General features: G+C 64.1%; 15 protein-coding genes. 3 read left to right on the top strand and 12 right to left on the bottom strand.

The features are described from left to right. Window positions 1–28 precede the first annotated feature (28 nt). From AC58X1_RS06560 to AC58X1_RS06540, 5 genes are all read right to left on the bottom strand, one after another. Window positions 29–1,978 (bottom strand): acetyl/propionyl/methylcrotonyl-CoA carboxylase subunit alpha, encoded by a 1,950-nt coding sequence (locus tag AC58X1_RS06560; protein ID WP_497428551.1) that lies wholly within the window; start codon window positions 1,976–1,978, stop codon window positions 29–31. Continuing rightward, the gene (locus tag AC58X1_RS06555) at window positions 1,975–2,787 is read right to left on the bottom strand and encodes a gamma-carboxygeranoyl-CoA hydratase (RefSeq protein ID WP_497428550.1); all 813 of its coding nucleotides are present in this window, start codon (window positions 2,785–2,787) and stop codon (window positions 1,975–1,977) included. Before AC58X1_RS06555 ends, AC58X1_RS06560 begins: the two co-directional genes overlap by 4 nt. A 4-nt stretch (window positions 2,788–2,791) precedes the next feature. Beyond that, window positions 2,792–4,399, bottom strand: a complete 1,608-nt coding sequence (locus tag AC58X1_RS06550) for a carboxyl transferase domain-containing protein (RefSeq protein ID WP_181087559.1) — start codon at window positions 4,397–4,399, stop codon at window positions 2,792–2,794. A gap of 18 nt (window positions 4,400–4,417) precedes the next feature. Continuing rightward, on the bottom strand, window positions 4,418–5,581 hold the full coding sequence (locus AC58X1_RS06545) for an isovaleryl-CoA dehydrogenase (protein ID WP_101320936.1): 1,164 nt from the start codon (window positions 5,579–5,581) through the stop codon (window positions 4,418–4,420). A gap of 350 nt (window positions 5,582–5,931) precedes the next feature. Then, window positions 5,932–6,093: a hypothetical protein gene (locus AC58X1_RS06540; RefSeq protein WP_181003808.1), complete on the bottom strand. Its 162-nt coding sequence runs from the start codon at window positions 6,091–6,093 to the stop codon at window positions 5,932–5,934. A gap of 139 nt (window positions 6,094–6,232) precedes the next feature. On the opposite strand from AC58X1_RS06540, the gene AC58X1_RS06535 reads away from it, so the two are divergent. Genes AC58X1_RS06535 through glgB form a run of 3 tightly spaced genes read left to right on the top strand, consistent with a single transcriptional unit; the run spans window position 6,233 to window position 13,802 of the window. Then, on the top strand, window positions 6,233–8,251 hold the full coding sequence (locus tag AC58X1_RS06535) for an alpha-1,4-glucan--maltose-1-phosphate maltosyltransferase (RefSeq protein ID WP_497428549.1): 2,019 nt from the start codon (window positions 6,233–6,235) through the stop codon (window positions 8,249–8,251). 25 nt (window positions 8,252–8,276) lie between these two features. Beyond that, window positions 8,277–11,588 carry a maltose alpha-D-glucosyltransferase gene (gene treS / locus AC58X1_RS06530; protein ID WP_101320932.1) on the top strand — a complete coding sequence of 1,104 codons (3,312 nt, stop codon included), beginning with the start codon at window positions 8,277–8,279 and terminating at the stop codon, window positions 11,586–11,588. After that, entirely contained in the window at window positions 11,589–13,802 is a 2,214-nt protein-coding gene (glgB, locus tag AC58X1_RS06525; RefSeq protein WP_150569869.1) for a 1,4-alpha-glucan branching protein GlgB, read from the top strand. Between the two features lie 48 nt (window positions 13,803–13,850). Here glgB and AC58X1_RS06520 read toward each other — a convergent pair whose 3' ends face one another. The 7 genes from AC58X1_RS06520 to glgA all read right to left on the bottom strand — a co-directional run bounded on the left by AC58X1_RS06520 (window position 13,851) and on the right by glgA (window position 26,121). Next, window positions 13,851–14,927, bottom strand: a complete 1,077-nt coding sequence (locus AC58X1_RS06520; RefSeq protein ID WP_188036331.1) for an autotransporter domain-containing protein — start codon at window positions 14,925–14,927, stop codon at window positions 13,851–13,853. A gap of 406 nt (window positions 14,928–15,333) precedes the next feature. Further along, window positions 15,334–17,487, bottom strand: coding sequence for a glycogen debranching protein GlgX (gene glgX / locus AC58X1_RS06515; RefSeq protein ID WP_101320926.1), 2,154 nt, complete (start codon window positions 17,485–17,487; stop codon window positions 15,334–15,336). Window positions 17,488–17,638: 151 nt separating this feature from the next. Beyond that, on the bottom strand, window positions 17,639–17,959 hold the full coding sequence (locus tag AC58X1_RS06510) for a DUF2934 domain-containing protein (protein WP_101320924.1): 321 nt from the start codon (window positions 17,957–17,959) through the stop codon (window positions 17,639–17,641). A 14-nt stretch (window positions 17,960–17,973) separates the two neighbouring features. After that, complete coding sequence (locus tag AC58X1_RS06505) at window positions 17,974–20,742, bottom strand: malto-oligosyltrehalose synthase (protein WP_497428548.1); 2,769 nt, start codon at window positions 20,740–20,742, stop codon at window positions 17,974–17,976. Further along, window positions 20,739–22,808 carry a 4-alpha-glucanotransferase gene (gene malQ, locus AC58X1_RS06500; protein WP_497428547.1) on the bottom strand — a complete coding sequence of 690 codons (2,070 nt, stop codon included), beginning with the start codon at window positions 22,806–22,808 and terminating at the stop codon, window positions 20,739–20,741. Before malQ ends, AC58X1_RS06505 begins: the two co-directional genes overlap by 4 nt. Continuing rightward, on the bottom strand, window positions 22,805–24,547 hold the full coding sequence (gene treZ / locus AC58X1_RS06495) for a malto-oligosyltrehalose trehalohydrolase (RefSeq protein ID WP_181087550.1): 1,743 nt from the start codon (window positions 24,545–24,547) through the stop codon (window positions 22,805–22,807). The genes malQ and treZ overlap by 4 nt, the downstream gene beginning before the upstream one ends. 14 nt (window positions 24,548–24,561) lie before the next feature. After that, complete coding sequence (glgA, locus tag AC58X1_RS06490; RefSeq protein ID WP_101320916.1) at window positions 24,562–26,121, bottom strand: glycogen synthase GlgA; 1,560 nt, start codon at window positions 26,119–26,121, stop codon at window positions 24,562–24,564. Window positions 26,122–26,363: the final 242 nt, after the last annotated feature.

Below are 26,363 nucleotides of genomic sequence, written 5' to 3'. Positions count from 1 at the left end.
AAAGCGGGCCACGGAGCACGCACAGGCGTTACTCCAGCTCGACCAGTACCGCGCCCTCAGCGACCATGTCACCTTCTTCGCACAGCAGCGCTTTGACCGTACCCGCCTGGGCGGCGCGGATGCTGTGCTCCATCTTCATGGCCTCCAGCACCACCAGCGCAGTGCCGGCCTCGACCGCCTGTCCAGGCGCGACGAGCACCCGCACGATGCTGCCGTTCATGGGCGCACTCAGCCCACCGTGCTGGCTGTTGCTGGCCTCGGCTTCGGCAATCGGGTCGTAGGCGCTGACGGCATGCATGTCGCCGTCCCAGTGCAGGTACAGGGTGGCGCCACGACGAATCGCCAGATGGCGCCGGCGCACGCCGTCCAGATACTGGCACAACTGCTCCCCCTCAAGGCGCAGGGTCGACGGCGCGCTGGCCTGCAGCGTCACCGCTTGAGCCTGCCCGCCGCTGTGCAGGTGGACGCTGCTCTGGCTAGGCAGGCCCAGGCGCAGGCCAGTGCGTGCCGCCCACGGTGAGTCGGCATCATCTTCACGAACCCGCGTGGCTTCGCTCTGCAGCCAAGCCTGTGCTGCGGCTTCCCAGAACTGCGCGGGCAGCTCACCAGCTGCCGGCAGCAATGCCTGCTGATGCCGGGGGATGAAGCCGGTATCCAGCTCGGCCGCAGCGAACGCCGGGTGCGCCAGGATCCGCCGCAGGAAGGCGATATTGGTCTTGACTCCGCCAATAGCGAATTCGTCGAGCATCGCCAACAAACGTAGACGCGCCTGCTCGCGGTCTTCACCCCAGGCAATCAGCTTGCCCAGCATCGGGTCATAGAACGGTGACACCTGGTCCCCTTCACTGACGCCGCTGTCGACCCGGCGGCCTTCGCCCGGCGCCGACTCGCGGTACAGCGCCAGGCGCCCGGTGGCTGGCAGAAACTCGTTGGCCGGGTCTTCGGCATACAACCGCACTTCAATCGCGTGGCCGCGCAGCGGCACCTGCGCCTGCGTGATCGGCAGCGGTTCGCCGCGGGCCACGCGGATCTGCCAGGCGACCAGATCGAGCCCGGTAATCGCCTCGGTGACCGGGTGCTCGACCTGCAGCCGGGTATTCATCTCCATGAAGAAGAACTCGCCGCGGGCATCGAGCAGAAACTCGACCGTGCCGGCGCCGACATAGCCAATTGCCTGTGCAGCGCGCACGGCAGCTTCGCCCATGGCTTTGCGTAGCTCCGGCGCCAAGCCGGGCGCTGGCGCTTCTTCGACGACCTTCTGATGGCGGCGCTGGATCGAGCAGTCGCGCTCGTTCAGGTACAGGCAGTTGCCGTGCTGGTCGGCAAACACCTGGATCTCGACGTGGCGCGGCTTGAGCAGGTACTTCTCCACCAGCATCTGCGCATTGCCGAACGAGGCCTGCGCTTCACGCTGAGCCGAGGCCAGCGCGTCGGCCAACTGGCTGACCTCTTCCACGACCTTCATGCCCTTGCCGCCGCCGCCGGCACTGGCCTTGAGCAACACCGGGTAGCCGATGCGCTCGGCGGCTTCGCGGAAGGTCTGCAGATCTTGCGCAGCGCCGTGGTAGCCGGGCACCAATGGCACGCCCGCGGCTTCCATCAGCGCCTTGGCCGCCGACTTGCTGCCCATGGCGTCGATGGCGCTGGCCGGTGGGCCAAGGAAGATCAGCCCGGCCTGCTCGATGGCTCGGGCAAAGCCGGCGTTCTCCGACAAAAAGCCGTAGCCTGGGTGGATCGCCTGGGCGCCGCTGGCTTTGGCTGCTGCCAGCAGTTTAGTGATATCGAGATAGCTCTCGGCAGCCTTGCTGCCCCCCAGATCAACGCGGATATCGGCCTCGCGGGCGTGCAACGCGTCGCGGTCGATGGCGCTGTGCACGGCGACAGTGGTCAGGCCCATGGCTTTGGCGGTGCGCATCACCCGACAGGCGATTTCGCCGCGGTTGGCAACCAGCAAGGTAGTCAGGGTGGCGTGGCTCATGGGCGTGCTTCCTTGTCGGTGGGTTGCCAGTCGGGGCGGCGCTTGTCGAGGAAGGCGCGCAGGCCCTCCTGGCCCTCGGCGCTGACGCGGATGCGGGCAATGCTGTTTTCACAATAACGGCGTACTGCCGGAGTCAGCTCGCCGTGGCCCACCTCACGCAGCAGGTCCTTGCTGGCGCGCAGTGCCTGCGGGCTGTTGAGCAGCAGATTGTCGACCCAGGCCTCGACCTGCTGATCGAGTTGTTCCGCTGGGTAGGCTTCAGCCAGCAAGCCCAGCTGCTGCGCTCGCACGCCACTGAAGCGTTCGGCTGTCAGCGCATAACGGCGAGTGGCACGCTCGCCGATGGCCTTGACCACGAATGGGCTGATCACCGCCGGTGCCAGGCCGATGCGCACTTCCGACAGGCAGAACTGCGCATCCTCACTGCCGATGGCCATGTCGCAGCAACTGATCAGACCCAGGGCGCCACCAAAAGCGGCACCTTGCACCACGGCCAGGGTAGGCAGCTTGAGGTTGTACAGGTTGTACATCAGGTCGCCCAGTTGGTGGGCGTCGTCCAGATTGGTATTGAAGTCGAGCTGCGCCGATTGCTGCATCCAGGCCAGGTCGGCGCCGGCGCTGAAGTGCCGGCCTCGGCCGCGCAGCAGCACGAAGCGCAAGCTTGGGTCGGCGCCGAGGCGGTCAACGGCGACGATCAGTTCGCGGATCATCTGCGCGTTGAAGGCGTTGTTCTTGTCGGCCCGGTTCAGCCACAGGGTGGCGAAGCCGCGTGGGTCCTTGATCAGTTCAAGGGTGCTGTAGTCGCTCATTGGGTCACATCCGGAAGATGCCGAAACGGCTCTGTTCGATCGGTGCATTGAGTGCGGCAGACAACGCCAGGCCCAGGACATCTCGGGTTTGCGCTGGGTCGATGACGCCGTCGTCCCACAGCCGCGCGCTGGAATAGTAGGGGTGGCTCTGGCGCTCGTACTGGTCAAGAATCGGCTGCTTGAGCGCGGCTTCGTCGGCACTGCTGAACAGCGCGCCGGCGCGTTCGCTCTGCTCGCGCTTGACCTGGACCAACACCCCGGCCGCCTGTTCGGCGCCCATCACGCCAATCCGTGCGTTGGGCCACATCCACAGCATGCGCGGGTCATAGGCGCGGCCGCACATACCGTAGTTGCCAGCGCCAAAGCTGCCGCCGATGATCACGGTGAATTTCGGCACCTGGGCGCAGGCCACCGCCGTCACCAGCTTGGCGCCGTGCTTGGCGATGCCGCCTTCTTCGTACTTCTTGCCGACCATAAAGCCGGTGATGTTCTGCAGAAACAGCAGCGGGATGCCGCGCTGACAGGCCAGTTCGATGAAGTGCGCGCCTTTTTGCGCGGCCTCGGCAAACAAGATGCCGTTGTTGCCCAGGATCGCCACCGGGTAGCCGTGCAGGTGGGCGAAGCCGCACACCAGGGTGGTGCCGAACAGCGCCTTGAATTCATCGAAGACCGAGCCGTCGACCAGCCGCGCAATTACCTCGCGCACATCGAACGGTTGCTTGGCGTCGGCCGGCACCACGCCATACAGCTCGTCTGCGCTGTACAACGGCGCAACCGGTGCGCGGCATTGCAGACGGCCGAGCTTGTGCCAGTTGAGGTTGGCCACGCTGCGCCGGGCCAGGGCCAGGGCGTGTTCGTCGTTGTCGGCGTAGTGGTCGGCAACGCCACTGATGCGGCAGTGCACGTCGGCGCCGCCCAGTTCCTCTGCGGTCACTACTTCGCCGGTGGCGGCTTTGACCAGCGGCGGCCCGGCGAGAAAGATCGTCGCCTGCTGGCGGACCATGATCGCCTCGTCAGCCATCGCCGGCACGTAGGCGCCGCCGGCGGTGCACGAGCCCATCACTACGGCGATCTGGGGGATGCCCAGGGCGCTCATGTTGGCTTGGTTGAAGAAGATCCGACCGAAGTGTTCGCGGTCCGGGAACACCTCATCCTGGCGCGGCAGGTTGGCGCCGCCGGAGTCGACCAGGTAGATGCACGGCAGGCGGTTCTGCAGGGCGATGGTCTGCGCGCGCAGGTGTTTTTTCACCGTCAGCGGGTAATACGAGCCGCCTTTGACCGTGGCATCGTTGGCCACGATCATGCACTCGACGCCCTCGACCCGACCGATGCCGGCGATCACGCCAGCGGCGGGCACGTCTTCGCCGTACACCTCGTAAGCGGCCAATTGGCCGATTTCAAGAAACGCTGAGCCAGCGTCGAGCAGGCGGTCGATACGCTCGCGCGGCAACAGCTTGCCCCGCGCGGTGTGCCGCTCCTGGGCCTTGGCGCCGCCGCCCTGGCTGATCTGGGCGAGCAGGCTGCGCAGCGCCTGAATCTGTTCGAGCATGGCCGCGCTGTTGTCGGCAAACTCGGCAGAGCGCGGGTTGATCTGGGTGTGCAGAATAGCCATGGGCGCGGGTCCTTGTGCTCAGCGGGTTTCGTTGAACAGTTCGCGGCCGATCAACATCCGGCGGATCTCGCTGGTGCCGGCGCCGATTTCATAGAGCTTGGCATCGCGCAGCAGGCGGCCTGCCGGGAACTCGTTGATATAGCCGTTGCCGCCCAGAATCTGGATCGCCTCCAGCGCCATCTGCGTGGCGCGCTCGGCGCTGTAGAGGATCACCCCGGCGGCGTCCTTGCGCGTGGTCTCGCCACGGTCGCAGGCCTGCGCCACAGCATATAGATACGCCCGGCTGGCATTGAGTTGGGTGTACATGTCGGCGATCTTGCCCTGGATCAGCTGGAACTCGCCGATGCTCTGGCCGAACTGCTTGCGGTCATGGATGTACGGCACCACCAGGTCCATGCAGGCCTGCATGATCCCGGTCGGGCCGCCGGAGAGCACTACGCGCTCGTAGTCGAGGCCGCTCATCAACACGCGCACGCCGCCATTGAGCTGGCCGAGGATGTTCTCCGCCGGCACTTCGACGTTGTCGAAGAACAGCTCGCAGGTGTTGGAGCCGCGCATGCCCAGCTTGTCGAACTTGCTGCTGCGCGAGAAGCCCTTCCAGTCGCGCTCGACGATGAACGCGCTGATGCCATGGGCACCCTTGTCCAGGTCGGTCTTGGCGTAGATCACGTAGGTGTTGGCATCCGGGCCGTTGGTGATCCAGGTCTTGCTGCCGTTGAGTACGTAGTGATCGCCGCGCTGTTCGGCGCGCAGCTTCATCGACACCACGTCGGAACCGGCATTCGGCTCACTCATCGCCAAGGCACCGACATGCTCGCCGCTGAGCAGCTTGGGCAGGTACTTGAGCTTTTGCGCGTGGCTGCCGTTGCGGTTGATCTGGTTGACGCAGAGGTTGGAGTGGGCGCCGTAGGAGAGGGCCACCGAGGCCGAGCCACGGCTGATTTCTTCCATCGCCACGACGTGGGCCAGATAGCCCAGGCCGGCGCCGCCGTATTCTTCCGGCACGGTGATACCGAGCAGGCCCATGTCGCCGAACTTGCGCCACATGTCGGCAGGGAACAGGTTGTCCTGGTCGATCTGTGCCGCGCGCGGGGCCAGTTCGGCAGCGACGAAGGCGCGGACCTGGTCGCGAAGCATGTCGATGGTCTCGCCGAGGGCGAAGTTCAGGCTGGGGTAATGCATGCTTGGGTACCTTTATTGTTCTTGAAACCATCACGCCCTGTGCAGGAGCGGCCTTGTGTCGCGAAAGGCCCGCAAAGCGGGCCCAGCAATCTCGGCGGCGAGGCTGCAATCTGGGGCCGCTACGCAGCCCTTTCGCGACAAAAGGCCGCTCCTACACGGTGTGGTGCGGGTTGACGTTAACGTAAACCTGCGGCCAAGGGCTGTCAATCACGGCATCACCTTTACGTAAACGTTAGTCTGCCTGTGGAGGCTTTCCAAGCGTCTGAGCCATCAAAAAGGGCCGCAAAGCGGCCCTCGGGATATCACACCACAACAAACATAAACAGGCTCAGCGCGCCTGTTGACTATGCTCAAACCTTGACCGGCGGTTCCTCACTCGGCGGATCGCCCACCGTAGGCGGCATGGTCGGCTTGATCGGCAACTCATCCGGATCATCCTGCGGCACCGGCGGCGGCAAGCTTGGATCGTCGATGTTCGGATCGGGTGTCTCCGCCGGGATTGGAATGTTCATGGCCTGACCTCGCTGGGTAAATGAGGGATGCAAAGGCTTTGAACCACGCCTGCGCCATTTGCTCATTTTTTTTTGAACCCCCCACGCGTTCGACGGCTCTGAACCCTTACCGCCTCAAGCCCACAGGGAGCAAGGTCCGATGTCTCGCAACGAGCCCTTCGAAAGCGTGCCCATGGCCAATGACCACCCGGATCAGGCGATCAGCCTGGCCCAGGCGTTGCTGGCGCCGCGTCTGGTCATTGAAGACACCGCACCGGTACTCGACGGCGGCACCTTTGCCGCCAAGGCCATCAGCGGCCAGCCGGTGACGGTCAGCAGCAAAGTCTACAGCGACGGCCATGATCGGCTGATGGTGCTGCTGCACTGGCGTGAAGCGCGCAGCCGCGAGTGGCACAGTGTGCCGATGGAGGACGCCGGCAATGATCTGTGGCTTGGGCAATTCACCCCGACTGGATTGGGCCTGCACCTGTTCATCATCGAAGCCTGGATCGATCCGTACGCCACCTACTGCTACGACCTGGAAAAGAAATTCAACGCTGCGGTCGAGATCAAGCTGGAGTTGGAGGAGGGCCGCCTGCTGTTGGGCAAGGGCGCCGAGCGCACGGACGGCGCCTTGCGCGAGCAGATTCTGACGCTGCAATCGCGTCTGGCCGAGCTCGATGAGCAAGCCCAGGTTGCATTGCTGCTCGGCGAAGATGCGGCGCGCCTGATGGCCGAGGCCGAGCACCGCAGCTACCTGACCCGCAGTATCGAATTCCCTCTGGACGTCGATCGCCCGGCGGCGCAGTTCGCCAGTTGGTATGAGCTGTTCCCGCGCTCGATCACCGATGATCCGGCGCGCCACGGCACTTTCAACGACGTCCATGCGCGCCTGCCGATGATCCGTGACATGGGCTTTGATGTGCTGTACTTCCCGCCGATTCACCCGATTGGCCGCAGCCACCGCAAAGGCCCCAACAACTCACTGCAGGCCGGCCCTGATGACCCGGGCAGCCCGTATGCGATCGGTAGTGCCGATGGCGGTCATGACGCCATTCACCCGCAGCTGGGCAGCCGCGAAGACTTCCGCCGGCTGGTGGCTGCAGCCGCCGAGCACGGCCTGGAAATCGCCCTCGACTTCGCCATTCAGTGCTCACAAGACCACCCCTGGCTGGTCGAGCACCCCGGTTGGTTCAGCTGGCGCCCGGACGGCACCATCCGCTATGCGGAAAACCCACCGAAGAAATACCAGGACATCGTCAACGTCGACTTTTATGCCGCCGACGCCGTGCCCTCGCTGTGGCTGGCGCTGCGCGATGTGGTCATCGGCTGGGTCGAGGAGGGGGTCAAGACCTTCCGCGTCGACAACCCGCACACCAAACCGCTGCCGTTCTGGCAATGGCTGATCGCCAATGTGCGTAGCCAGTACCCTGACGTATTGTTTCTTGCCGAGGCCTTCACCAAACCAGCGATGATGGCCCGGTTGGGCAAGGTCGGCTATGCGCAGAGCTACACCTACTTCACCTGGCGCAACAGCAAGCAGGAGCTGCAGGAGTACTTCGAGACACTGAACCAGCCGCCATGGAGCCACTGCTACCGGCCGAATTTCTTCGTCAACACGCCGGACATCAACCCATTCTTCCTGCAGCGCTCGGGCCGTGCCGGCTTTCTGATTCGCGCCGCGCTGGCGACCATGGGCTCAGGGCTTTGGGGCATGTACTCAGGCTTTGAACTGTGCGAAGCGGCGGCGATTCCGGGCAAGGAGGAATACCTCGATTCGGAGAAGTACGAGATCCGCCCACGCGACTTCACCGCACCCGGCAACATCATTGCCGAGATCGCCCAGCTCAACCGCATCCGCCGGCAAAACCCGGCCTTGCAGACGCACCTGGGCGTGGCGTTCTTCAACTGCTGGAACGACAACATCCTGTACTTCGCCAAGCGCACCGCCGACCGCGAAAACTACATTCTGATCGCGATCAACCTGGACCCGGACAATGTCCAGGAGGCGAACTTTGAACTACCACTGTGGGAACTGGGCCTGGATGACAACGCCGACACCTACGGCGAGGACTTGATGAACGGCCACCGCTGGACCTGGCACGGCAAGACCCAGTGGATGCGCATCGACCCGAGCTATCAGCCGTTTGGTATCTGGCGTATCAGCGCCGCGCAGTAGCCTTGATCTCGTACAGGAGTCGCACATGGCCAAGCGTTCACGCCCGGCAGCTTTTATCGATGACCCGCTCTGGTACAAGGATGCGGTGATCTACCAGCTCCACATCAAGTCGTTTTTCGACGCCAACAATGATGGCATCGGTGATTTTGCCGGGCTGATCAGCAAGCTCGATTACATCGCCGAGCTGGGCGTCAACACGCTGTGGCTGCTGCCGTTCTACCCGTCGCCGCGGCGTGATGACGGCTATGACATTGCCGAGTACAAGGCAGTGCACCCGGACTACGGCAGCATGGCCGATGCCAAGCGCTTCATCGCCGAGGCGCACAAGCGCGGTCTGCGGGTGATCACCGAGCTGGTCATCAATCACACCTCCGACCAGCACCCGTGGTTCCAGCGCGCGCGCCATGCCAAGCGTGGCAGCAAGGCGCGGGACTTCTACGTGTGGTCGGATGACGACCAGAAGTACGACGGCACGCGGATCATCTTCCTCGATACCGAGAAGTCCAACTGGACCTGGGACCCGGTTGCCGGGCAGTACTTCTGGCACCGCTTCTACTCGCACCAGCCAGACCTCAACTTCGACAACCCGCAGGTGCTCAAGGCCGTAATCGATGTAATGCGCTACTGGCTCGACATCGGCGTCGACGGCCTGCGCCTGGACGCGATCCCGTATCTGATCGAACGCGATGGCACCAACAACGAGAACCTGGCTGAAACCCATGTAGTGCTGAAAGCCATCCGTGCCGAGATCGACGCCAACTACCCGGACCGCATGCTCCTGGCCGAGGCTAACCAATGGCCGGAAGACACCCGGCCGTACTTTGGCGAGGGCACTGGCGACGAATGCCACATGGCGTTCCACTTCCCGCTGATGCCGCGCATGTACATGGCCCTGGCCATGGAAGACCGCTTCCCGATCACCGACATCCTGCGCCAGACGCCCGAGATCCCGGCGGACTGCCAGTGGGCGATCTTCCTGCGTAACCACGATGAGCTGACCCTGGAGATGGTCACTGACCGTGAGCGCGATTACCTATGGAATTACTACGCTGAAGATCGCCGCGCCCGGATCAACCTGGGCATCCGCCGGCGCCTGGCGCCGCTGCTGCAGCGTGACCGCCGGCGCATCGAACTGCTGACCAGCCTGCTGCTGTCGATGCCCGGTACGCCGACCCTGTACTACGGCGATGAGCTGGGTATGGGCGACAACATCTACCTGGGCGACCGCGATGGCGTACGCACGCCGATGCAGTGGTCGCCGGACCGCAACGGTGGTTTCTCTCGCGCCGACCCGCAGCGGCTGGTGCTGCCACCGGTGATGGATCCGCTCTACGGCTACCAGACGGTCAACGTAGAGGCCCAGGCCCACGACCCGCATTCGCTGCTCAACTGGAACCGGCGCATGCTCGCCGTGCGCAAGCAGCAAAAGGCCTTCGGACGCGGCAGCATGAAGACCCTGACGCCGAGCAACCGGCGCATCCTCGCCTACATCCGTGAGTACACCGATGCCAACGGCAACAGCGAAACCATTCTCTGCGTGGCCAACGTGTCTCGCGCCGCGCAGGCGGCCGAGCTCGACCTGTCACAGTACGTCGATAGGGTGCCGGTGGAGATGCTCGGCGGCAGTGCCTTCCCGCCGATAGGCCAGTTGCCGTTCCTGTTGACCTTGGCGCCTTACGGCTTCTACTGGTTCGTCCTCGCCTCGCGCGAGCGCATGCCCAGCTGGCATGCCGAACCTGCAGAAAGCCTCCCTGAACTGACCACATTGGTGCTGCGTAAACGTATGGAAGAGCTACTTGATGCCCCCGCACGAGACGCCCTGGAAACTTCGGTACTGCCGCAATACCTGCCCAAGCGGCGCTGGTTTGCCGGCAAGGAAGCACCGATTGACCAGGTTCGGCTGAGCTACGGCGTCCGCCTGGCTACGGCCACCACGCCGGTGTTGCTGGCCGAGCTGGAAGTGCTCAGCAATGGCGTGACCACCCATTATCAATTGCCATTCGGCCTGCTGCCTGAAGACCAGATCCACAGCGCGCTGCCGCAGCAACTGGCCTTGTCGCGCGTGCGCCGGGGCAGTCAGGTTGGCCTCATCACCGACGCCTTCGTGCTCGAGCCGTTCATCCGTGCGGTGCTGCGTAACTGCCAGGACGGCACCGTGTTGCCTTATGAGCATGGCGAGTTGCGCTTCCAGGCGACTGACCTGCTGGCGCCGCTTGGGCTGGATGAAGACAGCCCGGTGCGCTACCTGAGTGCCGAGCAGTCGAACAGCTCGGTGGTGATCGGCGATTGTGTAGTACTCAAGCTGATCCGCCGGGTCAATCCGGGTATTCACCCCGAGCTGGAAATGAGCGCCTACCTGACCGCTGGCGGCTTTGCCAATATCTCGCCGCTGCTGGCGTGGGTCAGCCGAGTGGATGCGCAGAAAGAGCCAAATCTATTGATGATCGCCCAGGGCTACCTGAGCAACCAGGGCGATGCCTGGGCCTGGACCCAGAACACTCTGGAGCGCGCGATCCGCGATGAAATGGAGCCCACCCGTACCGACGCTGAAGCGCACACCGATGCCCTGACCGAGCTCAACGGCTTTGCTGCACTGTTCGGGCAGCGTCTGGGTGAAATGCACCTGCTACTGGCCACGCCGACCGAGGACGAGGCGTTCGCGCCACGCGCCAGCAGCGCCGACGACAGCGCCCGTTGGGGCGAGCAGATCAGCGCCGAACTGACCCACGCGCTGGACCTGCTGGCGCAGCACCGCGATAGCCTCGACAGCGAAAGCCAGGCCTTGGTCGACGACCTGCAGCAACAGCGCGACGGCCTTGCCAAGCGCGTCGAGGAGCTGGCTCAACAGGCCCAGGGTGGCTTGCTCATGCGCGTGCATGGTGACCTGCATCTGGGCCAGGTGCTGGTAGTGCAGGGCGACGCTTACCTGATCGACTTCGAGGGCGAGCCGGCCCGGCCGCTGCAGGAGCGCCGCGCCAAGCACAGCCCGTACAAAGATGTCAGCGGCGTGCTGCGCTCGTTCGACTATGCTGCTGCGATGATTCTGCGCAGCGACTCGGCAGTAGACCTGTCCGACGCCGCGCGGCAGGCCCGGCAGCGGGTTGCCCGGCAGTACCTGCACCAGTCGCGTCACGCCTTCGTCGAAGCCTATGGCCTGGCCACTGCCGCCATGCCCCACGCCTGGGAGCAGGCCGATGGCGAGCGCGCGGCACTGGAGCTGTTCTGCCTGGAAAAGGCTGCTTACGAAATTACTTATGAAGCCGAAAACCGGCCAAGCTGGCTGGCCGTGCCTTTGCATGGTCTGCATGGACTGATCAGTACCTGGGGAGAGTCATAAATGAACGCAATCAAGCGTGACAACGGCGGCCTTCGGCAACGGGACATCGACGCCCTGGCCCGCGCCGAGCACGCCGATCCATTTGCCGTGCTCGGCCCGCACCCGGACGGTGCGGGCGGCCAGTTCGTGCGTGCTTTTTTACCGGCCGCGCTGAGCGCCAAAGTCATTTCGCGCAGCGATGGCAGCGTGCTTGCCGAGATGCAACAGGGCAGCTTGCCCGGCCTGTTCAGCGCCCACATGGCGCAGCCGCAGGACTATCAACTGGCAATCAACTGGGCCGGTGGTGAACAGGTCACCGAAGACCCGTACAGCTTCGGCCCGCAGCTGGGCGACATCGACATGCACCTGTTTGCCGAAGGCAATCACCGTGACCTGGCCGGGCGTTTTGGCGCCCAGCCAATGCAGGTCGACGGCGTCGACGGCGTGCTGTTCTCGGTGTGGGCGCCGAACGCCAAGCGGGTCTCGGTCGTCGGCCATTTCAACAACTGGGACGGCCGCCGCCACCCGATGCGCCTGCGCCATGGCGCCGGGGTCTGGGAGTTGTTTGTGCCGCGCCTGGGCGTTGGCGAAACCTACAAGTTCGAAGTGCTTGGCCAGGATGGTGTACTGCCGCTCAAGGCCGACCCGTTGGCACGCGCCACCGAGCTGCCGCCCAGCACTGCCTCGAAAGTGGCCGGCCCGTTGGGCCACGAATGGCGCGACCAGGACTGGATGGAGCAACGCGCCCAGCGCCATGCCTACAACGCGCCGCTGTCGATCTACGAGCTGCACGTGGGCTCGTGGCAGTGCGAGCTGAATGACAGCGGTGAAGTAGCCCGACTGTATAACTGGCGTGAGCTGGCCGAGCGCCTGGTGCCCTATGTGCAGGAGCTGGGGTTCACCCACATCGAGATGCTGCCGATCATGGAGCACCCGTTCGGGGGCTCGTGGGGATACCAGCCGCTGTCGATGTTCGCACCGACGTCGCGCTACGGCACTGCCGAAGATTTTGCTGCCTTCATCGACGCCTGCCACCAGGGCGGTATCGGCGTGATTCTCGACTGGGTGCCGGCGCATTTCCCGACCGATGAGCACGGCCTGGCGCGCTTTGACGGGACTGCGTTGTATGAGTACGAAAACCCACTGGAGGGCTTCCATCAGGACTGGAACACGCTGATCTACAACCTCGGCCGCAACGAGGTGCGCGGGTTCATGATGGCCTCGGCGCTGCACTGGCTGAAGCACTTCCATATCGACGGCCTGCGCGTCGATGCCGTGGCCTCGATGCTCTATCGCGACTATTCGCGCAAGGCCGGCGAGTGGGTGCCCAACCGCCATGGCGGCCGCGAGAACCTGGAGGCCATCGACTTCCTGCGTCACCTCAACGGTGTGGTTGCCCATGAGGCGCCCGGGGCCTTGGTTATCGCCGAGGAATCCACCTCCTGGCCCGGCGTCAGCCAACCGACCCAGCAGGGTGGCCTGGGCTTTGACTACAAGTGGAACATGGGCTGGATGCACGACACCCTGCATTACATCCAGAACGACCCGGTACACCGCAATCACCACCACAACGAGATGAGCTTCGGCCTGATCTATGCCTACTCCGAGCATTTCATCCTGCCGATTTCCCACGACGAAGTGGTGCATGGCAAGCATTCGCTGATCGACAAGATGCCCGGTGACCGCTGGCAGAAGTTTGCCAACCTGCGCGCCTACCTGGCATTCATGTGGATGCACCCAGGCAAGAAGCTGCTGTTCATGGGCTGTGAGTTTGGTCAGTGGCGTGAGTGGAACCACGACCAGCAGCTGGATTGGTACCTGCTGCAGTACTCCGAACACCAGGGCGTCAAACAGCTGGTTGGCGACCTCAACCGCCTGTACCGCGAACTGCCGGCGCTGCACGAGCAGGACTGCCAGCCGCAGGGCTTCCAGTGGCTGATCGGCGACGACGCGCAGAACAGTGTATTTGCCTGGTTACGCTGGAGCAGCAGCGGCGAGCCATTGCTGGTAGTGGCCAACTTCACCCCAGTGCCGCGTGAGGGCTACCGGGTTGGCGTGCCGTTTGCCGAGCACTGGCAAGAGCTGCTCAACACCGACGCACAGGAGTATGCCGGCTCCAACGTCGGCAATCTGGGCGCCGTGGCGACTGAAGCGCTGCCGGCTCATGGGCAGCCGCTGTCGTTGGCGCTGAACCTGCCGCCCCTGGGCGTATTGGTGCTTAAGCCAGCCAACTGAATCCAGTCCGGGCAAGCCGCAGCCTCGCTGCAGCTTGCCCGGATCGGTTCACCAGCGCATCTTCACACCCAGGCTGCCAATCAGCCCATTCAGGTCATTGTCGTCGACGTCGCTGCTGTAGTCGGCGCTGACGAACAGCGCCACATCCGGCGTCATCCGCGCTACCAGCCCCAAGCCAAGTTCGACCGTGGTCGACTTGCGCGAGCTGGAAATCTTGTCGACCTGATCCAGCTGCACGCCATCGGCATTGCTGAAGTCGTACCAGACGTTTGTCCGCAGGTAGGGTTCGACCGGCGTTCCGCGTACATCATAGCGGGCCGACAGTTTGGCCCCGACGCGGCCGCTCCAGTTCGGCTGGCTGTCGAACGCCTGCAACGTCGCCTCCTGCGCCTGGCTACCGGGGAAGAACTGCTGATTGATCAACTGCGCCTGCGGCTCGATCACCCAGCCACCACCCAGACCAATAGGCAAGCCGCCCTCGACCGAGAAGGTCATGGCGTGACCGCTGTCGTCCAGGCGCTGGCCGCTGTCGCTGCGGCCGCTGACGTCGATGCGCGTGCCCATGGCCACGGCATCCAGGTGCCAGCCCTTGTCATTGCTCATGCTCCAGTACACGCCCAGGCTTTCGCCGCTGAGGCTGACTGCATTGCGCTGCTTGTCGCCAAGCAGCGGGCGCATGCCGTTGAACGAGCTCTGCAGGTTGTTCTGGCCGACAAAGATGCCGGCGCGGTGCAGGTTGCCGGCGGATGATTCGCGCACCAGCAGGTCAGGGCCGACGATCAACTGCTGACTGCGGGCTTCGAGCTGATTTTGCGTTGGGGCGCTGCTGCGCGGCAGGCCGGGAAAAAGCTGCGCCCATTGGTTGCCGTCCACGTCAGGCCGGGGCCGCTGCTGACGCTCGCTCAGCCGTTCTGAGAGGGCGCTCAGGGTATTGATGTTCAAGCCGCTGGCGCTGACCGGATCAAGCGCAAACTGCGCCGCAGCCGGTTGCTGCCAGAGGCTGGCGAAGGGTTCGTCGTCCTGCTGATCGAAAGCAAAAGTTTCCACCGGGGTTGCCAGAAGCAGCGACGTGGAAACCGCGTAGAAAACCTGCTCCATCCGTGATGGATGCGCTGTCTTGTTCATGGCGGTTCTCCTCTGTTGTCATTGAATACAGCCAAGGGGCCTGGCCTGTTGTCACGGGCTGTACGGCACACATCAGAGGGCGACCCAAACCAGCACGCAGGGCGTGTTCAACGCGCACGAAGGCGCGCGCCAGAGCGCCCGGCGCGAAATTTTTACTTCAGTTGGTAAGTTCAGCTAAGGAGACCGCAGCGCTTGCGTCAAGAATCTGTGAAGGGCGTGTCGATGAACTGTAAATGGAGGTAAAGGATTGGAATCGTTGAACAATTCAAGGCGCATAGCGAGGATCGCTATTTGCCCTGAATTGGCTATGCCGAAACATTGCTAGCGGCGTGTGACTTTTCGGTGTGTGACCTGCACCTCTGCAGCGATACAGCGCTGCAGAGGTGCATCAGTCATCAGCCCGCACTCAGTCGTCGTCATGCTCCAGCACCATCAGCAGGAACGAACGGCCGGTCACCTCGAAGGTGGTGCCGAACTCCAGCCGCTCAGCCTTGCGCAGCTCAGGTCGGTCGGTGTCGATCAGGCAGTTCCAGTGCTCGCCCTGTGGCACCGAAGGCAGCAGGAACGGCACCGTGTCGTGGTGCGAGTTGACGATCAGCAACACGGTGGCCTCCGAGCCTGGGCGGGCGATGCCGCTGACCTGCGCACGGCCATCGATGAGCATGCCCAGGCAACGCCCGTGCGGATCTTCCCACTGCTCGACGCTCATCTCGTTGCCATCCGGCGCCAGCCAGGTGACATCCTTGACGCCGATCGCTTCGTTGTAATCGCCGACCAGGAAGCGCGAGCGACGCAGCACCGGGTACTTCAGGCGCAGGCGGGTGAGGCGTTTGACGAAGGCCAGCAGTTCGCTGCCTTCTTCGTCCAGGTCCCAGTTGATCCAGCCGATCTCGCTGTCCTGGCAATAGGCGTTGTTGTTGCCGTGCTGGGTGCGGCTGAACTCGTCACCGGCAACGATCATAGGCGTGCCTTGGGCAAGCAGCAGGGTAGAGAAGAAGTTGCGCATCTGGCGCATGCGCAGGGCGGCGATCTCGGGATCTTCGGTCGGGCCTTCGGCACCGCAGTTCCACGACATGTTGTTGCTGGTGCCGTCCTGGTTGTTCTCGTCGTTGTCTTCGTTGTGCTTGTCGTTGTACGAGACCAGGTCACGCAGGGTGAAGCCGTCGTGGGCTGTGATGAAGTTGACCGAAGAATACGGGCGCCGGCCGCGGTTGTTGAACATGTCGCCGGAGGCAGTCATGCGCGCGGCAAAGTCGGCCAGCTGGCCTTCGTCGCCTTTCCAGAAGCTGCGCACCGTATCGCGGAAGCGGTCGTTCCACTCGGCCCAGCCCGGCGCAAAGTTGCCGACCTGGTAACCGCCTGGGCCGCAGTCCCACGGCTCGGCGATCAGCTTGACCTGGCTCAGCAGCGGGTCCTGGCGGCAGGCGACGAGGAAGCTGTGGCGCTCGTTGTAGCCATCATGGTAACGGCCGAGGATGGTCGCCAGGTCGAAGCGGAAGCCGTCCACGCGCATCTCGCCGGCCCAGTAACGCAGCGAGTCGGTCACCAGTTGCAGCACGCAGGGGTGGCTCAGGTCGAGGGTGTTGCCGGTGCCGGAGTCGTTGATGTAGTAGCGCTTGTCATCCGGCATCAGGCGGTAGTACGAGGCATTGTCGATACCCCGCATCGACAGCGTCGGGCCTTGCTCGTTGCCTTCGGCGGTGTGGTTGTAGACCACATCGAGGATCACTTCCAGGTCGGCGTTGTGCAGGTGCGCGACCATCTCCTTGAACTCGGCGATCTTGCCGCTGGCCAGGTACGCCGGGTGCGGCGCGAAGAAGGCGATGCTGTTGTAGCCCCAGTAGTTGCTCAGGTCTTTTTCCAGCAGGTGCTGGTCGTTGACGAAGGCGTGGATCGGCAGCAGCTCGATCGACGAAACGCCCAGATCCTTGATGTGCTTGAGCAGATCATCGTTGGCCAGGCCGGCGAAGGTGCCGCGCAGCTCTTCCGGCACCGAAGGGTGGCGCATGCTGATGCCACGAGTGTGGGCTTCGTAGATGATGGTCTGATCCCACGGCACCTGCACCCGGTGGTCGCGGCCCCAGGTAAAGGCCGGGTCGATGACCTTGCACTTGGGCACGAACGGGGCGCTGTCACGCTCGTCGAACGACAGGTCGCCATCGGGATGGCCGATGGTGTAGCCGAACAGCGCTTCGGACCACTTCAGGGTGCCGACCAGCTGTTTGGCGTAGGGGTCGATCAACAGCTTGTTAGGGTTGAAACGATGACCGTTCTGCGGCTCGTACGGGCCGTACACACGGTAGCCGTAAACCAGCCCCGGGTGGGCGTCTGGCAGGTAGCCGTGATAGATCTCGTCGGTGTATTCAGGCAGCTCGATACGCTCGAGCTCGTGCTCACCGCTGGAATCGAAGATGCACAGTTCAACCTTGGTGGCGTTGGCCGAGAACAAGGCGAAGTTGACGCCTAGGCCGTCCCAGGTAGCACCGAGGGGGAAGGGCATGCCCTCGCGAATGCGCGAGGGAGCAACGGAGCGGGTTTTCTTTTGGGCACGGGGGCTCATGGCAGACCTCGATGGCAAGGGGAATGGGTGGACAAAGGTGTTCGTACGGCGGGTAGCTCATGCCAGCCCCGGCGCCGCTGCAAACTTGCTTTGCAGGACGGCGCCGGGGTGCTGGAGGCGTTGAGCTCAACCGCTACGTAATTGTTGCGTGTCAGCTGCCGGCAGGTTTCTTTGCAGTGCGAGGCTTCTTCGCGGCGGCTGGTTTTTCTGCTGCGCTGGCGGCAGGTTTGGCCTGTGCTGCTTTGCTCTGGGCGGCGCTGGGCTTTGGCTGCGCGGCAGCTTTGGGCTCGGCAGCGGCCTTGGGCTTGGCTGCAGGTTTTTTACGAGGCTCGGCCTGGGGCGAGCTGGCTTCCGCTTCGACGAGCTTGCGGGCCATTTCCCAATGGCGTTCCTCATGACCCTCTGGCTTGCCTTCGGACTCCCAGATTTCGTAGGCAAACTGGCGAATACGCTTTTCGTTGGCACTCATCATGACGCTCCTGATACTCAAGATTGTTGTATCAACAGATTGACCGGGCATTGCGCCAATACCTCGCGCAAATTCAGCGCTCTAGTAGGGCTGACCGCGCGGCTGGCAAAAAGTCCAGTCCAATGTGCAGTGGACTCGGCAAACGGCAGAATCAGCTGTGTGTTGCCCCAGTTCTGCGCTGGGATCAACGGTGTGCTGGCAGTGCCCAGCAAGCTGCTGGCCAGGCGCGGCACCACCACGATGGCGCGCTCGCCCGCGGCAACACGGGCAAACGCGAGGACCTTGTCGGCATGTTCGCCCTGTACCTCCAGCGGCAGGTAGTCACCACGGCGGAACAGCTGCGGGTGCGCCATGCGCAGGTCCAGCACCTCGGCGATCAGCGCCTGTTTGATGCGCCCATCGCGCCATTGCCCAAGCAGCTCGGCCAGTGGCGTGCTGGCATCCAGCGTGGCCCGTCTCAGAGCGTAGTCGACCGGGCGCCGGTTGTCCGGGTCGACCAGGCTGAAGTCCCAGTACTCGTTGCCTTGGTACAAGTCTGGCACGCCCGGAGAGGTCATCCGCAGCAGGGTCTGGACCAGGCCGTTGAGTGCGCCTGGGCAGGCCAGCGCCTGTGCAGCTTCGGCCAGCGAGTTGCGCAGTTGCTGGTGATCACGCTCCAGCAATAGGCCATCGACAAACGCCGCCGAGGCGGCCTCGTAAGCCTCGTTTGGAGCACTCCAGGCGCTGCGCAGTTTGGCTTCGCGCAGGGCTTTTTGCTGCCACTGGCGGATGCGCTCGGCGTATTGCTCCAACGCGCTCTGATCGTTCAGGTCAAGGTGCAGCGGCCAGCTGCCGAGCAGGGTCTGATACAGCATCAGCTCGTCGCCCGGGCTGGGTGCCGGGCCATCGTCCAGCGTCTCGCGCAGCGGCTCGGCCAATTCGCGCCAATGCTCGACACGGCCCGCCAGCCATGGCCCGCGTTCGCTGAGCACGGCCAGCCGAGCACGGCAATCTTCTCCGCGTTTGTGGTCGTGGGTGGCGGTGGCCAGCAGGTTGTCCGGGAAGTCACGCAAGCGCCGCTGCGCTTCTTCATGGAACGCCTCGGGCGGTGCGCTGAAACGCTCGGCTTCAAAGCCAACGTCATTGCGCGACAACAACCGCGCCGAGCGATAGAAGGCCGTGTCCTCGACCGCTTTGGCGGCGCTGGGCGCGGTCAGTTGCTGGAAGCGCACGCAGGCATGACGCAGCTGCTTGCGCGCGCGGCCCGGTGGCAGACTGCGCCAGCGCTGGCCGCCGAGCCACTGCTCAAGCTGGGTCAGCAGCGGCCAGTCGGCTTCACTGAGGGTCTGCCGGGCAGCGAGCAAGGCCTGCTGGAAGAACACTTCGTCTTCGGCAGGACGGCCGAGGGCGTTGATGTAGGTGCGGTACACCGAGTAGTGCTCGACCAGCGCCTGCAAGGCGCGGCGAATCGCGCCGAGGGTCAGGTCGCGGGTCATCAGGTCGTCGCGGGCCACTTGCAACAAGGCCTGCGCCACCGATTCGCAGTCGCCGGCCAGGCTCGCGTTGAGCACCAGTCTGCGCGCCTGGCGGACTTCTTCCTCGAACTCGGGGCGTTCGCTGACTTCGCGCCAAAGCTCGGTCAACGGCGCCTCACCGGCCGGGTCGTGCTGCACCAGCGACACCTGGTTCATGAACTCGTAACCGGTGGTGCCGTCGGTCAACCAGTCCTGATGCAGGTGCTCGTCGACGCCGAGGATTTTCTCGACGTAGATCGGGAAGTGCTCCACGGCGGCTTCAACTGGCCGGGCGGCGAGCAGGCTGTCGACCCGTCGGCGCAGTTTGCGGCAGTAACCACGAGGGTCGGCCAGGCCATCGATATGGTCGATGCGCAGGCCATCGACCAGGCCGCGTTCGATCAGCTCGAACAGCTTCGCATGAGTTGCCTCGAACACCACCGAACGCTCAACGCGCAGGCCGCCCAGTTCATTGATGTCGAAGAAGCGCCGCCAGTTGATGTCGTCGGCAGCGGTGCGCCAGCTGGCCAGGCGGTAGCTCTGCCGTTCGAGCAGCTCGTGCAGGCGATGGAAGCCTTGCTCGCTGCTGCTGCCGAAGGCGACCAAGGCTGGCTCCAGCGAGGTGCCGGCGTTGACCCGGCGGGCCAGTTCGGCGTGCAGCGCCTGGGCGTCGATCAGCGGCTGCGCCGAACCGCGCAAGGCAGTGAAGTGCTGGGCCAGGTCTTGCAGCTGTGGAATGTGGCTGAGGATCTGGCCGTAATCGGCCGGGCAGATCGGGAAGCGGTGATCGTAATGAGCAACCTCGAGCACGCCGGTCGTGGCATCGAAGGTCAGTGGCAGTTCGCCGTTCTGCAGGGCCTGGCCATAATCGCTGCCGAGAAACGGCAGCAGCAGTTGACCGGCCAGCAGCGGATCGGCGGAGTGCCACTGGATGTCGAAGAATTCGGCGTAGGGGCTGCGTCGGCCCCAGGCCAGCAGGCTCTGCCACCAGGGGTTGTCGGCGCCACCGACGGCCATGTGGTTGGACACGGTGTCGAGAATGAAGCCCATGCCGTGCTGGCGCAGTGCGGCAATCAGGCGCAGCAAAGCTGCCTCGCCACCCAGCTCCGGGTTGATCTGGGTCGGGTCGACCACGTCATAGCCATGACGTGACCCGGCGCGGGCCTTGAGGATCGGCGAGGCGTACACATGGCTGATGCCCAGGCGGGCAAAATACGGCACCAGCGGCACTGCATCGTCAAGGGTGAAGTCGCTGTGCAATTGCAGGCGCACAGTGGCGGTCAAGGCTTTCATCGGTCACGCTCCCAAGCTTGCTCGCGGGCTTGCGCCAGCAGTTCCAAACGCCGTGCAGCGTCTTCGTCATCGAGTAATTCAGTTACAGGCTTGGCAAAACGCCGCCGCCAGTTGGGGTGGCCTTCGGTAGTGCCGGGCAGGTTGGGCTGCTCATCGCTGCCAAGCAGGTCTTCCAGCGGGATCAGCACCAGTGGCGCGCGGGTATGGCCGACAAAGCGGATAGCCGCGTCAATCAACTCGTCGTTACCGGGCAGCGGGCCGTAGTTGCTTTCCAGCAGGCTGCGCAGGCCGTCGCACTCTTTTTGCCGGTCGTGACGCCAGTGCAGCTCGGCGGTGGCATCGAGCAGCTGCAGGCGATGGCTCCAGTCGATATCGCGGCTTTGCAGCCAGCCGGCGAGGGGCGCCAGGTCATGGGTGCCGGTGGTGGCCATGGCGTCGTCCGGCCAGTCCAGTACCGCCTTGAAGTGGCCGGTGGAGTGCTGCTCGAAAGGCAGTACGCGCATGCCCAGCAGGGCCTTGCTCGCCAGGGTTTCGCGCAGGCCGTCGGGCACGGTGCCAAGGTCTTCGCCAAGGATCACCGCCTCGTGCTTGACCGACTCCAGCGCCAGCAGGCGCAGCAGGTCGTCGAGCGGGAAATTCAGGTACGCGCCTTCGCTGGGTTTGGCGCCGTTGGGAATCAGCCACAGCCGGCGCAGGCCCATGACGTGATCGATGCGCAGGCCGCCGGCATGTGCCAGGTTGGCCCGCAGCATTTCGATGAAGGCGCGGTAGCCGTTGCGCTTGAGGCCTTCCGGGGAGAACGCACTGATGCCCCAGTCTTGCCCGGAGCGATTGAGGATATCCGGCGGTGCGCCGACGGTCAGGCTGGCCAGCAGTTCATCCTGCCGGCTCCAGGCCTGGCTGCCGGCGCCGTCGGCACCCACGGCGAGATCGGCGATCAGGCCGATGGCCATGCCGCCGGCAACTGCCGCCTGGTGCGCGCGTTGCAGGCTGCGCTCGGTCAGCCACTGGCAGAAGGCATGGTATTCGACCCGCGACGGATGTGCGGCGGCCAGCGCTTCGACTTCAGGGTGGTGAGGGTCTTGCCAGGCCGGCGGCCAGTTACGCCAGTCGCCGCTCATGCCCTGAGCGACGGCTTCGGCCTGCAGCAGCTCAAAACGGCAGTGCAGCGTGAGCGGCTCGCCGGCGGCGGCGCAGAAACTGTCAAAGTCCTCACGTAGCGGATGATTGCCCTGATTGAAGTCTTTGTAGAGCGCTTCCAGTACGCGCTGTTGCGCGTCGGCGGCCACCGGCCAGTTGACCAGCGGCTCCTGCTCCAGTGCATCGAGGGTTGGCTGCAACAGGCAGGATTCCACAGCTAGGCGCACCGCACGCTCACCGAGCACCGTGGCGGGGCTGGCGTAGAGGCTGTTGAGCTGCAGCCGGCTGGAAGGCGAGTAGGGGCTGAAATGCTGCTGATCGGCCAGGCTCAAAGCATGGATGGGGCTGATCGCGATGGCGTCGGCACCGCGCTCGGCAGCGCTGCGGGCGAGTTGCTCCAAGGCCATGCAATCGCCGTAACCGCCGCCACCTTCCCGGCGCAGGCTGTACAACTGAGCGGCCAGGCCCCACAGCCGCGCAGGCGGCTCGTCAACGGCTTGTTCAAGGCTGTAACAGCGCGGCGGGCAAACCGCCACGGTGAACTCGCGCTGCTCGATCTGCAGTTGATGGTAACCAAGTGGCAGGGTGCCCGGCAGCCGCGCCTGCTCGTCCAGTTGCAGCTCAAGCGGGTCGCCGTTTTCCAGCACGCACTGCACAGCGCTGCCCGCCGGGAAGTAATGCACCAGCGACAGTGCCTGGTCGACCTCGCAGGTCAACAGCGGCGGCAGGTGCTCGCCGTCTTCGGCGTGTTCCAGATCACGCAGGCTGGCAGTGCTCGCGGCATCATCGTCAGCAGGGTGGCCGAGGCCGGCCAGGACCTGGCGCAGGACCTCGTCACTGACCTGCTGCGGGCGGTTGTTGGCGTCTATCCAGTCTCGGGCCAGGCCGGCCCGAGCGGCCAATTGGTGCAGGGGCGAGTCGCTCATGAAGGTTCCAGGCCAGAAGGGATCAGGCTGACCACGCAACTGTGCGCGGTCAGGGAAGTGTCAGGGTGGGCATCGGCGCCGGTGTCGAACAGGCGCCAGCGGGCGGTGGGCAGGTTGGCGTTGACGGCAGTGCCGCCCAGATTGAGGTCGATGCGCAGCTCGCTGCCGTTGCCCAACTGCCAGCGCGCGCTGACGGCCTTGTCGCCGAGCACTTCGCAGCCCAGTGCGCGGGTGCCGGGCAAATGCGGGACGATATGCCGAGCGCGCAGTTGCAGCAGTTGCTGGTACAAGCCGTGCCAGCCGGCCAGTACTTGCTGGCCATCAAGCCGTGAGGCGTTGAAGGTCGCGGCGGCGTTCGGGTCGGGGATCTTGGCGCGGGTATCGGGGTTGGCAAATGCGGCGAAGTGGGCAAACTCGCCGCGGCGCCCCTCACGTACTGCATCGGCCAGTTCGTCATGGAAGTCGGTGAAGAACACGAACGGCTGGCAGCTGCCTTCTTCATCGCCCATGAACAGCAACGGGATCATCGGCGACAGCAGCAACAACCCGGTTGCGGCACGCAGCGCCTGCGGCGGACAGAGGCGTGTCAGGCGCTCGCCCATGGCGCGGTTGCCGATCTGGTCGTGGTTCTGCAAAAACAGCACGAACGAGGTCGGCGGCAGATGCCCGCTGGGTTCACCACGCGGGGTGCCGTGGCGAGTGTTCTGCCCCTGGAACACGAACCCCTCGCTCAGGCAGCGAGCGAGCTTTTCAACTGGACGGTCCTTGTAGTCTTCGTAATACCCTTCCACTTCGTCGGTCAGCAGCACGTGCAAGGCGTTGTGGCCATCGTCGTTCCACTGCGCGTCGAAGCCCTGTTCGAGCAGGTCGGCCTGATTGTGCTCGTTTTCCAGTACCAGCCAGACCTGTCGGCCCGGTTCTACTGCAGCACGGACCCGGGCGGCCAGCTCGACCAGGAAATCCGGTTGGTCTATAGCATGCACCGCATCCAGGCGCAGGCCGTCAATGCGGTAGTCACACAGCCACATCAGAGCGTTCTGGATAAAGTACTCGCGCACCTCGGGCTTGCGAAAATCAATCGCGGCGCCCCATGGCGTCTGCCGGTCTTCACGGAAGAACGGGTCAGCGTAGGCGTGCAGGTAGTTGCCGTCCGGGCCGAAGTGGTTGTAGACCACATCGACCATCACCATCAGGCCGTGGCCATGGGCTTTATCAACCAGTGCACATAACTGCTGCGGGCTGCCGTAAGTGTGCTGCGCAGCGAACGGCAGCACGCCGTCGTAGCCCCAATTACGCTCGCCTGGGAACTGCCCCAAGGGCATCAATTCGATGGCAGTTACGCCCAGCTCAGCCAGCCGCGGCAGTTGCCCGGCGACCCCGGCATAGCCATCCAGCAGGCCGACGTGCACTTCCTGGATAACTGCTTCATGCCAGGGCCGGCCCTGCCACGGGTGCAGCCAGGGGTAGGCAGCAAGGTCGACCAGTTGGCTGGGGCCATGTACGCCCTCGGGCTGATAGCGCGAGGCCGGGTCGGCCACTTCCAGTTCAGCGTTGACCCGATAGCGATAACGGCTGCCGGGCGGGCAGGCGACATCGATGCTGAACCAGCCATCGCTGTCACGCTGCATATCGATTTCAGGTTGGTCTTGCAGTTGCAGGCTCACGCTGCGCGCATCCGGCGCCCAGAGGGCGAAGCGCGCGGACGTGGCGTCCAACATATGTGCGCCATGTCTGTGCATCTTCGAAGCTCCGATCAGTAATTGCTCAGCTGGACCTGTTTGACCAGATCTTCATAAAGGTGCGCATAGGGTTCGACCGCCTGACACCAGTTGAATGGCTGGGTCATCGACAGGCAGCGCATGGCATGCAGCAGGTCTTTCTTGCCATAGATATAGAAGGCGCGGCTCAGCGCCTCGCGATAGCTGTCTACGGTGGATTCGTTGAACAGGAAACCGGTGACGCCATTGTCGATGGTGTCGGCCAGGCCGCCGGTATTGCGCGCCACCGGCAGCGAACCGAAGCGCTGGGCGTACATCTGGCTCAAGCCGCAGGGTTCGTAACGCGATGGCATCAGCAGGAAATCGCTGCCGGCGAACATGCGCCGGGCGTCGGTCTCGTTGAAGCCAATGCGCACGCCGATCCGGCCTGGGTGACGCAGGGCAAGCTCGCGCATGGCCTGTTCTTCTTCCGGCTCGCCGCGGCCGATGATCGCGATCTGGCCGCCTTGCTCGACGATGAAGTCGGCAACGGCCAAGGTCAGGTCCAGACCTTTCTGGAACACCAGGCGCGAGACCACCGCGAACAGCGGGCCGTCGGATGGCTCGAGTTCGAACAGCTCGCGGACCTGCGCGGCATTGCGCGCCTTGCCGTCCCAGTCGTTGATGCTGAAGTTGTGCACCAGGTGCTTGTCGGTCGCCGAATCCCAGCTTTCGTCGATGCCGTTGGGAATGCCGCCAAGCAAGCCCTGTTGCGCCTTGCTGGCAAGGAAGCCGTCCAGGCCACAACCGAACTCGGGGGTGGTGATTTCCTTGGCGTAAGTGGCGCTGACCGTGGTGATGTGGCTGGAATAAGCCAGGCCGGCCTTGAGGAACGACAGCTTGCCGTAGAACTCCATGCCTTCCTGCTGCATGGCATGATCAGGGATCGCCAGCTCCGGGCTGCAGCCACGGTTGTACACGCCCTGATAGGCCAGGTTGTGGATGGTGAACAGAGTCGGTGTCTTCAGACCGCGCCAGTGCATGTACGCCGGTGCCAGGCCAGCCGGCCAGTCGTGGGCGTGGACCAGCTCCGGGGTCCAGTGTGCCAGGCCCTCGCCAGCAGCGATTTCTGCTGCGGCCAAGCCGAGGCGGGCGAAGCGAATATGGTTGTCCGGCCAATCGCGCCCGTTGTTGGCGCCGTAGGGCGAGCCTTCACGCTCATACAGTTCCGGGCAGATCAGCACATAGATGACCAGGCCATCGGGCAGGTCCATACGGCCGATCTTGCACGGCGGCAGAGCAGCGTGGCCGCCGAGTTCGCCAACGATATGGATCGGGTAGTCGCTGTCGACCACCTGCGGGTAGCCGGGGATCAGCACCCGTACATCATGCAGGTGAGCCATGGCCCGCGGCAGTGCGGCCGAAACGTCGCCCAGGCCGCCGGTCTTGACCAGGTCGGCGAATTCCGAAGTAACAAAGAGAACCTTGCGCTTGTTCGGGTTGTTCTGGCGCTCGGCACCAGGTGCCTTGCCTGCCGTCCCGCGCTCCATCTGCAGCGGCTCGCGGTTGTTCGGGTTGAAAGTACTTGCGTGTGGCTCGACAGCGGCACTGATCATTCTTCTCTCCATCCCTAATCTGGTCGGGTGGCTGGCACCCGTCGCATTGCTTCGTGTTGGGTTCTCTCTGGTCTAAACGGTGTAGTGCTATCCATGCTCGTGATCGTGCGCGCGGGCACTGCGCAATCGGCATACTTGCCAAAGGCGGTCGATCGGTCTGGGATGGCTTGACCAGGGCTGGTTTTTTCCCTCGCCTGGCCTACTTACTTGCTGACCCACCGCCGTTTTGAAAAGTTCGACTT

Source organism: Pseudomonas sp. PGPR N4 (assembly GCF_059693665.1).
Note: the sequence above shows the minus strand (reverse complement) of the source record. Positions and strands in the feature narration are given on the sequence as shown.

What these genes read in the sequence shown, in the direction of transcription:
- malQ (WP_497428547.1), bottom strand. Translation starts at nt 22,808, where the DNA reads ATGAGCGACTCGCCCCTGCACCAATTGGCCGCTCGGGCCGGCCTGGCC.
- treS (WP_101320932.1), top strand. Translation starts at nt 8,277, where the DNA reads ATGGCCAAGCGTTCACGCCCGGCAGCTTTTATCGATGACCCGCTCTGG.
- glgX (WP_101320926.1), bottom strand. Translation starts at nt 17,487, where the DNA reads ATGAGCCCCCGTGCCCAAAAGAAAACCCGCTCCGTTGCTCCCTCGCGC.
- glgB (WP_150569869.1), top strand. Translation starts at nt 11,589, where the DNA reads ATGAACGCAATCAAGCGTGACAACGGCGGCCTTCGGCAACGGGACATC.
- AC58X1_RS06520 (WP_188036331.1), bottom strand. Translation starts at nt 14,927, where the DNA reads ATGAACAAGACAGCGCATCCATCACGGATGGAGCAGGTTTTCTACGCG.
- glgA (WP_101320916.1), bottom strand. Translation starts at nt 26,121, where the DNA reads ATGATCAGTGCCGCTGTCGAGCCACACGCAAGTACTTTCAACCCGAAC.
- AC58X1_RS06535 (WP_497428549.1), top strand. Translation starts at nt 6,233, where the DNA reads ATGTCTCGCAACGAGCCCTTCGAAAGCGTGCCCATGGCCAATGACCAC.
- AC58X1_RS06510 (WP_101320924.1), bottom strand. Translation starts at nt 17,959, where the DNA reads ATGATGAGTGCCAACGAAAAGCGTATTCGCCAGTTTGCCTACGAAATC.
- AC58X1_RS06560 (WP_497428551.1), bottom strand. Translation starts at nt 1,978, where the DNA reads ATGAGCCACGCCACCCTGACTACCTTGCTGGTTGCCAACCGCGGCGAA.
- AC58X1_RS06540 (WP_181003808.1), bottom strand. Translation starts at nt 6,093, where the DNA reads ATGAACATTCCAATCCCGGCGGAGACACCCGATCCGAACATCGACGAT.
- AC58X1_RS06545 (WP_101320936.1), bottom strand. Translation starts at nt 5,581, where the DNA reads ATGCATTACCCCAGCCTGAACTTCGCCCTCGGCGAGACCATCGACATG.
- treZ (WP_181087550.1), bottom strand. Translation starts at nt 24,547, where the DNA reads ATGCACAGACATGGCGCACATATGTTGGACGCCACGTCCGCGCGCTTC.
- AC58X1_RS06550 (WP_181087559.1), bottom strand. Translation starts at nt 4,399, where the DNA reads ATGGCTATTCTGCACACCCAGATCAACCCGCGCTCTGCCGAGTTTGCC.
- AC58X1_RS06555 (WP_497428550.1), bottom strand. Translation starts at nt 2,787, where the DNA reads ATGAGCGACTACAGCACCCTTGAACTGATCAAGGACCCACGCGGCTTC.
- AC58X1_RS06505 (WP_497428548.1), bottom strand. Translation starts at nt 20,742, where the DNA reads ATGAAAGCCTTGACCGCCACTGTGCGCCTGCAATTGCACAGCGACTTC.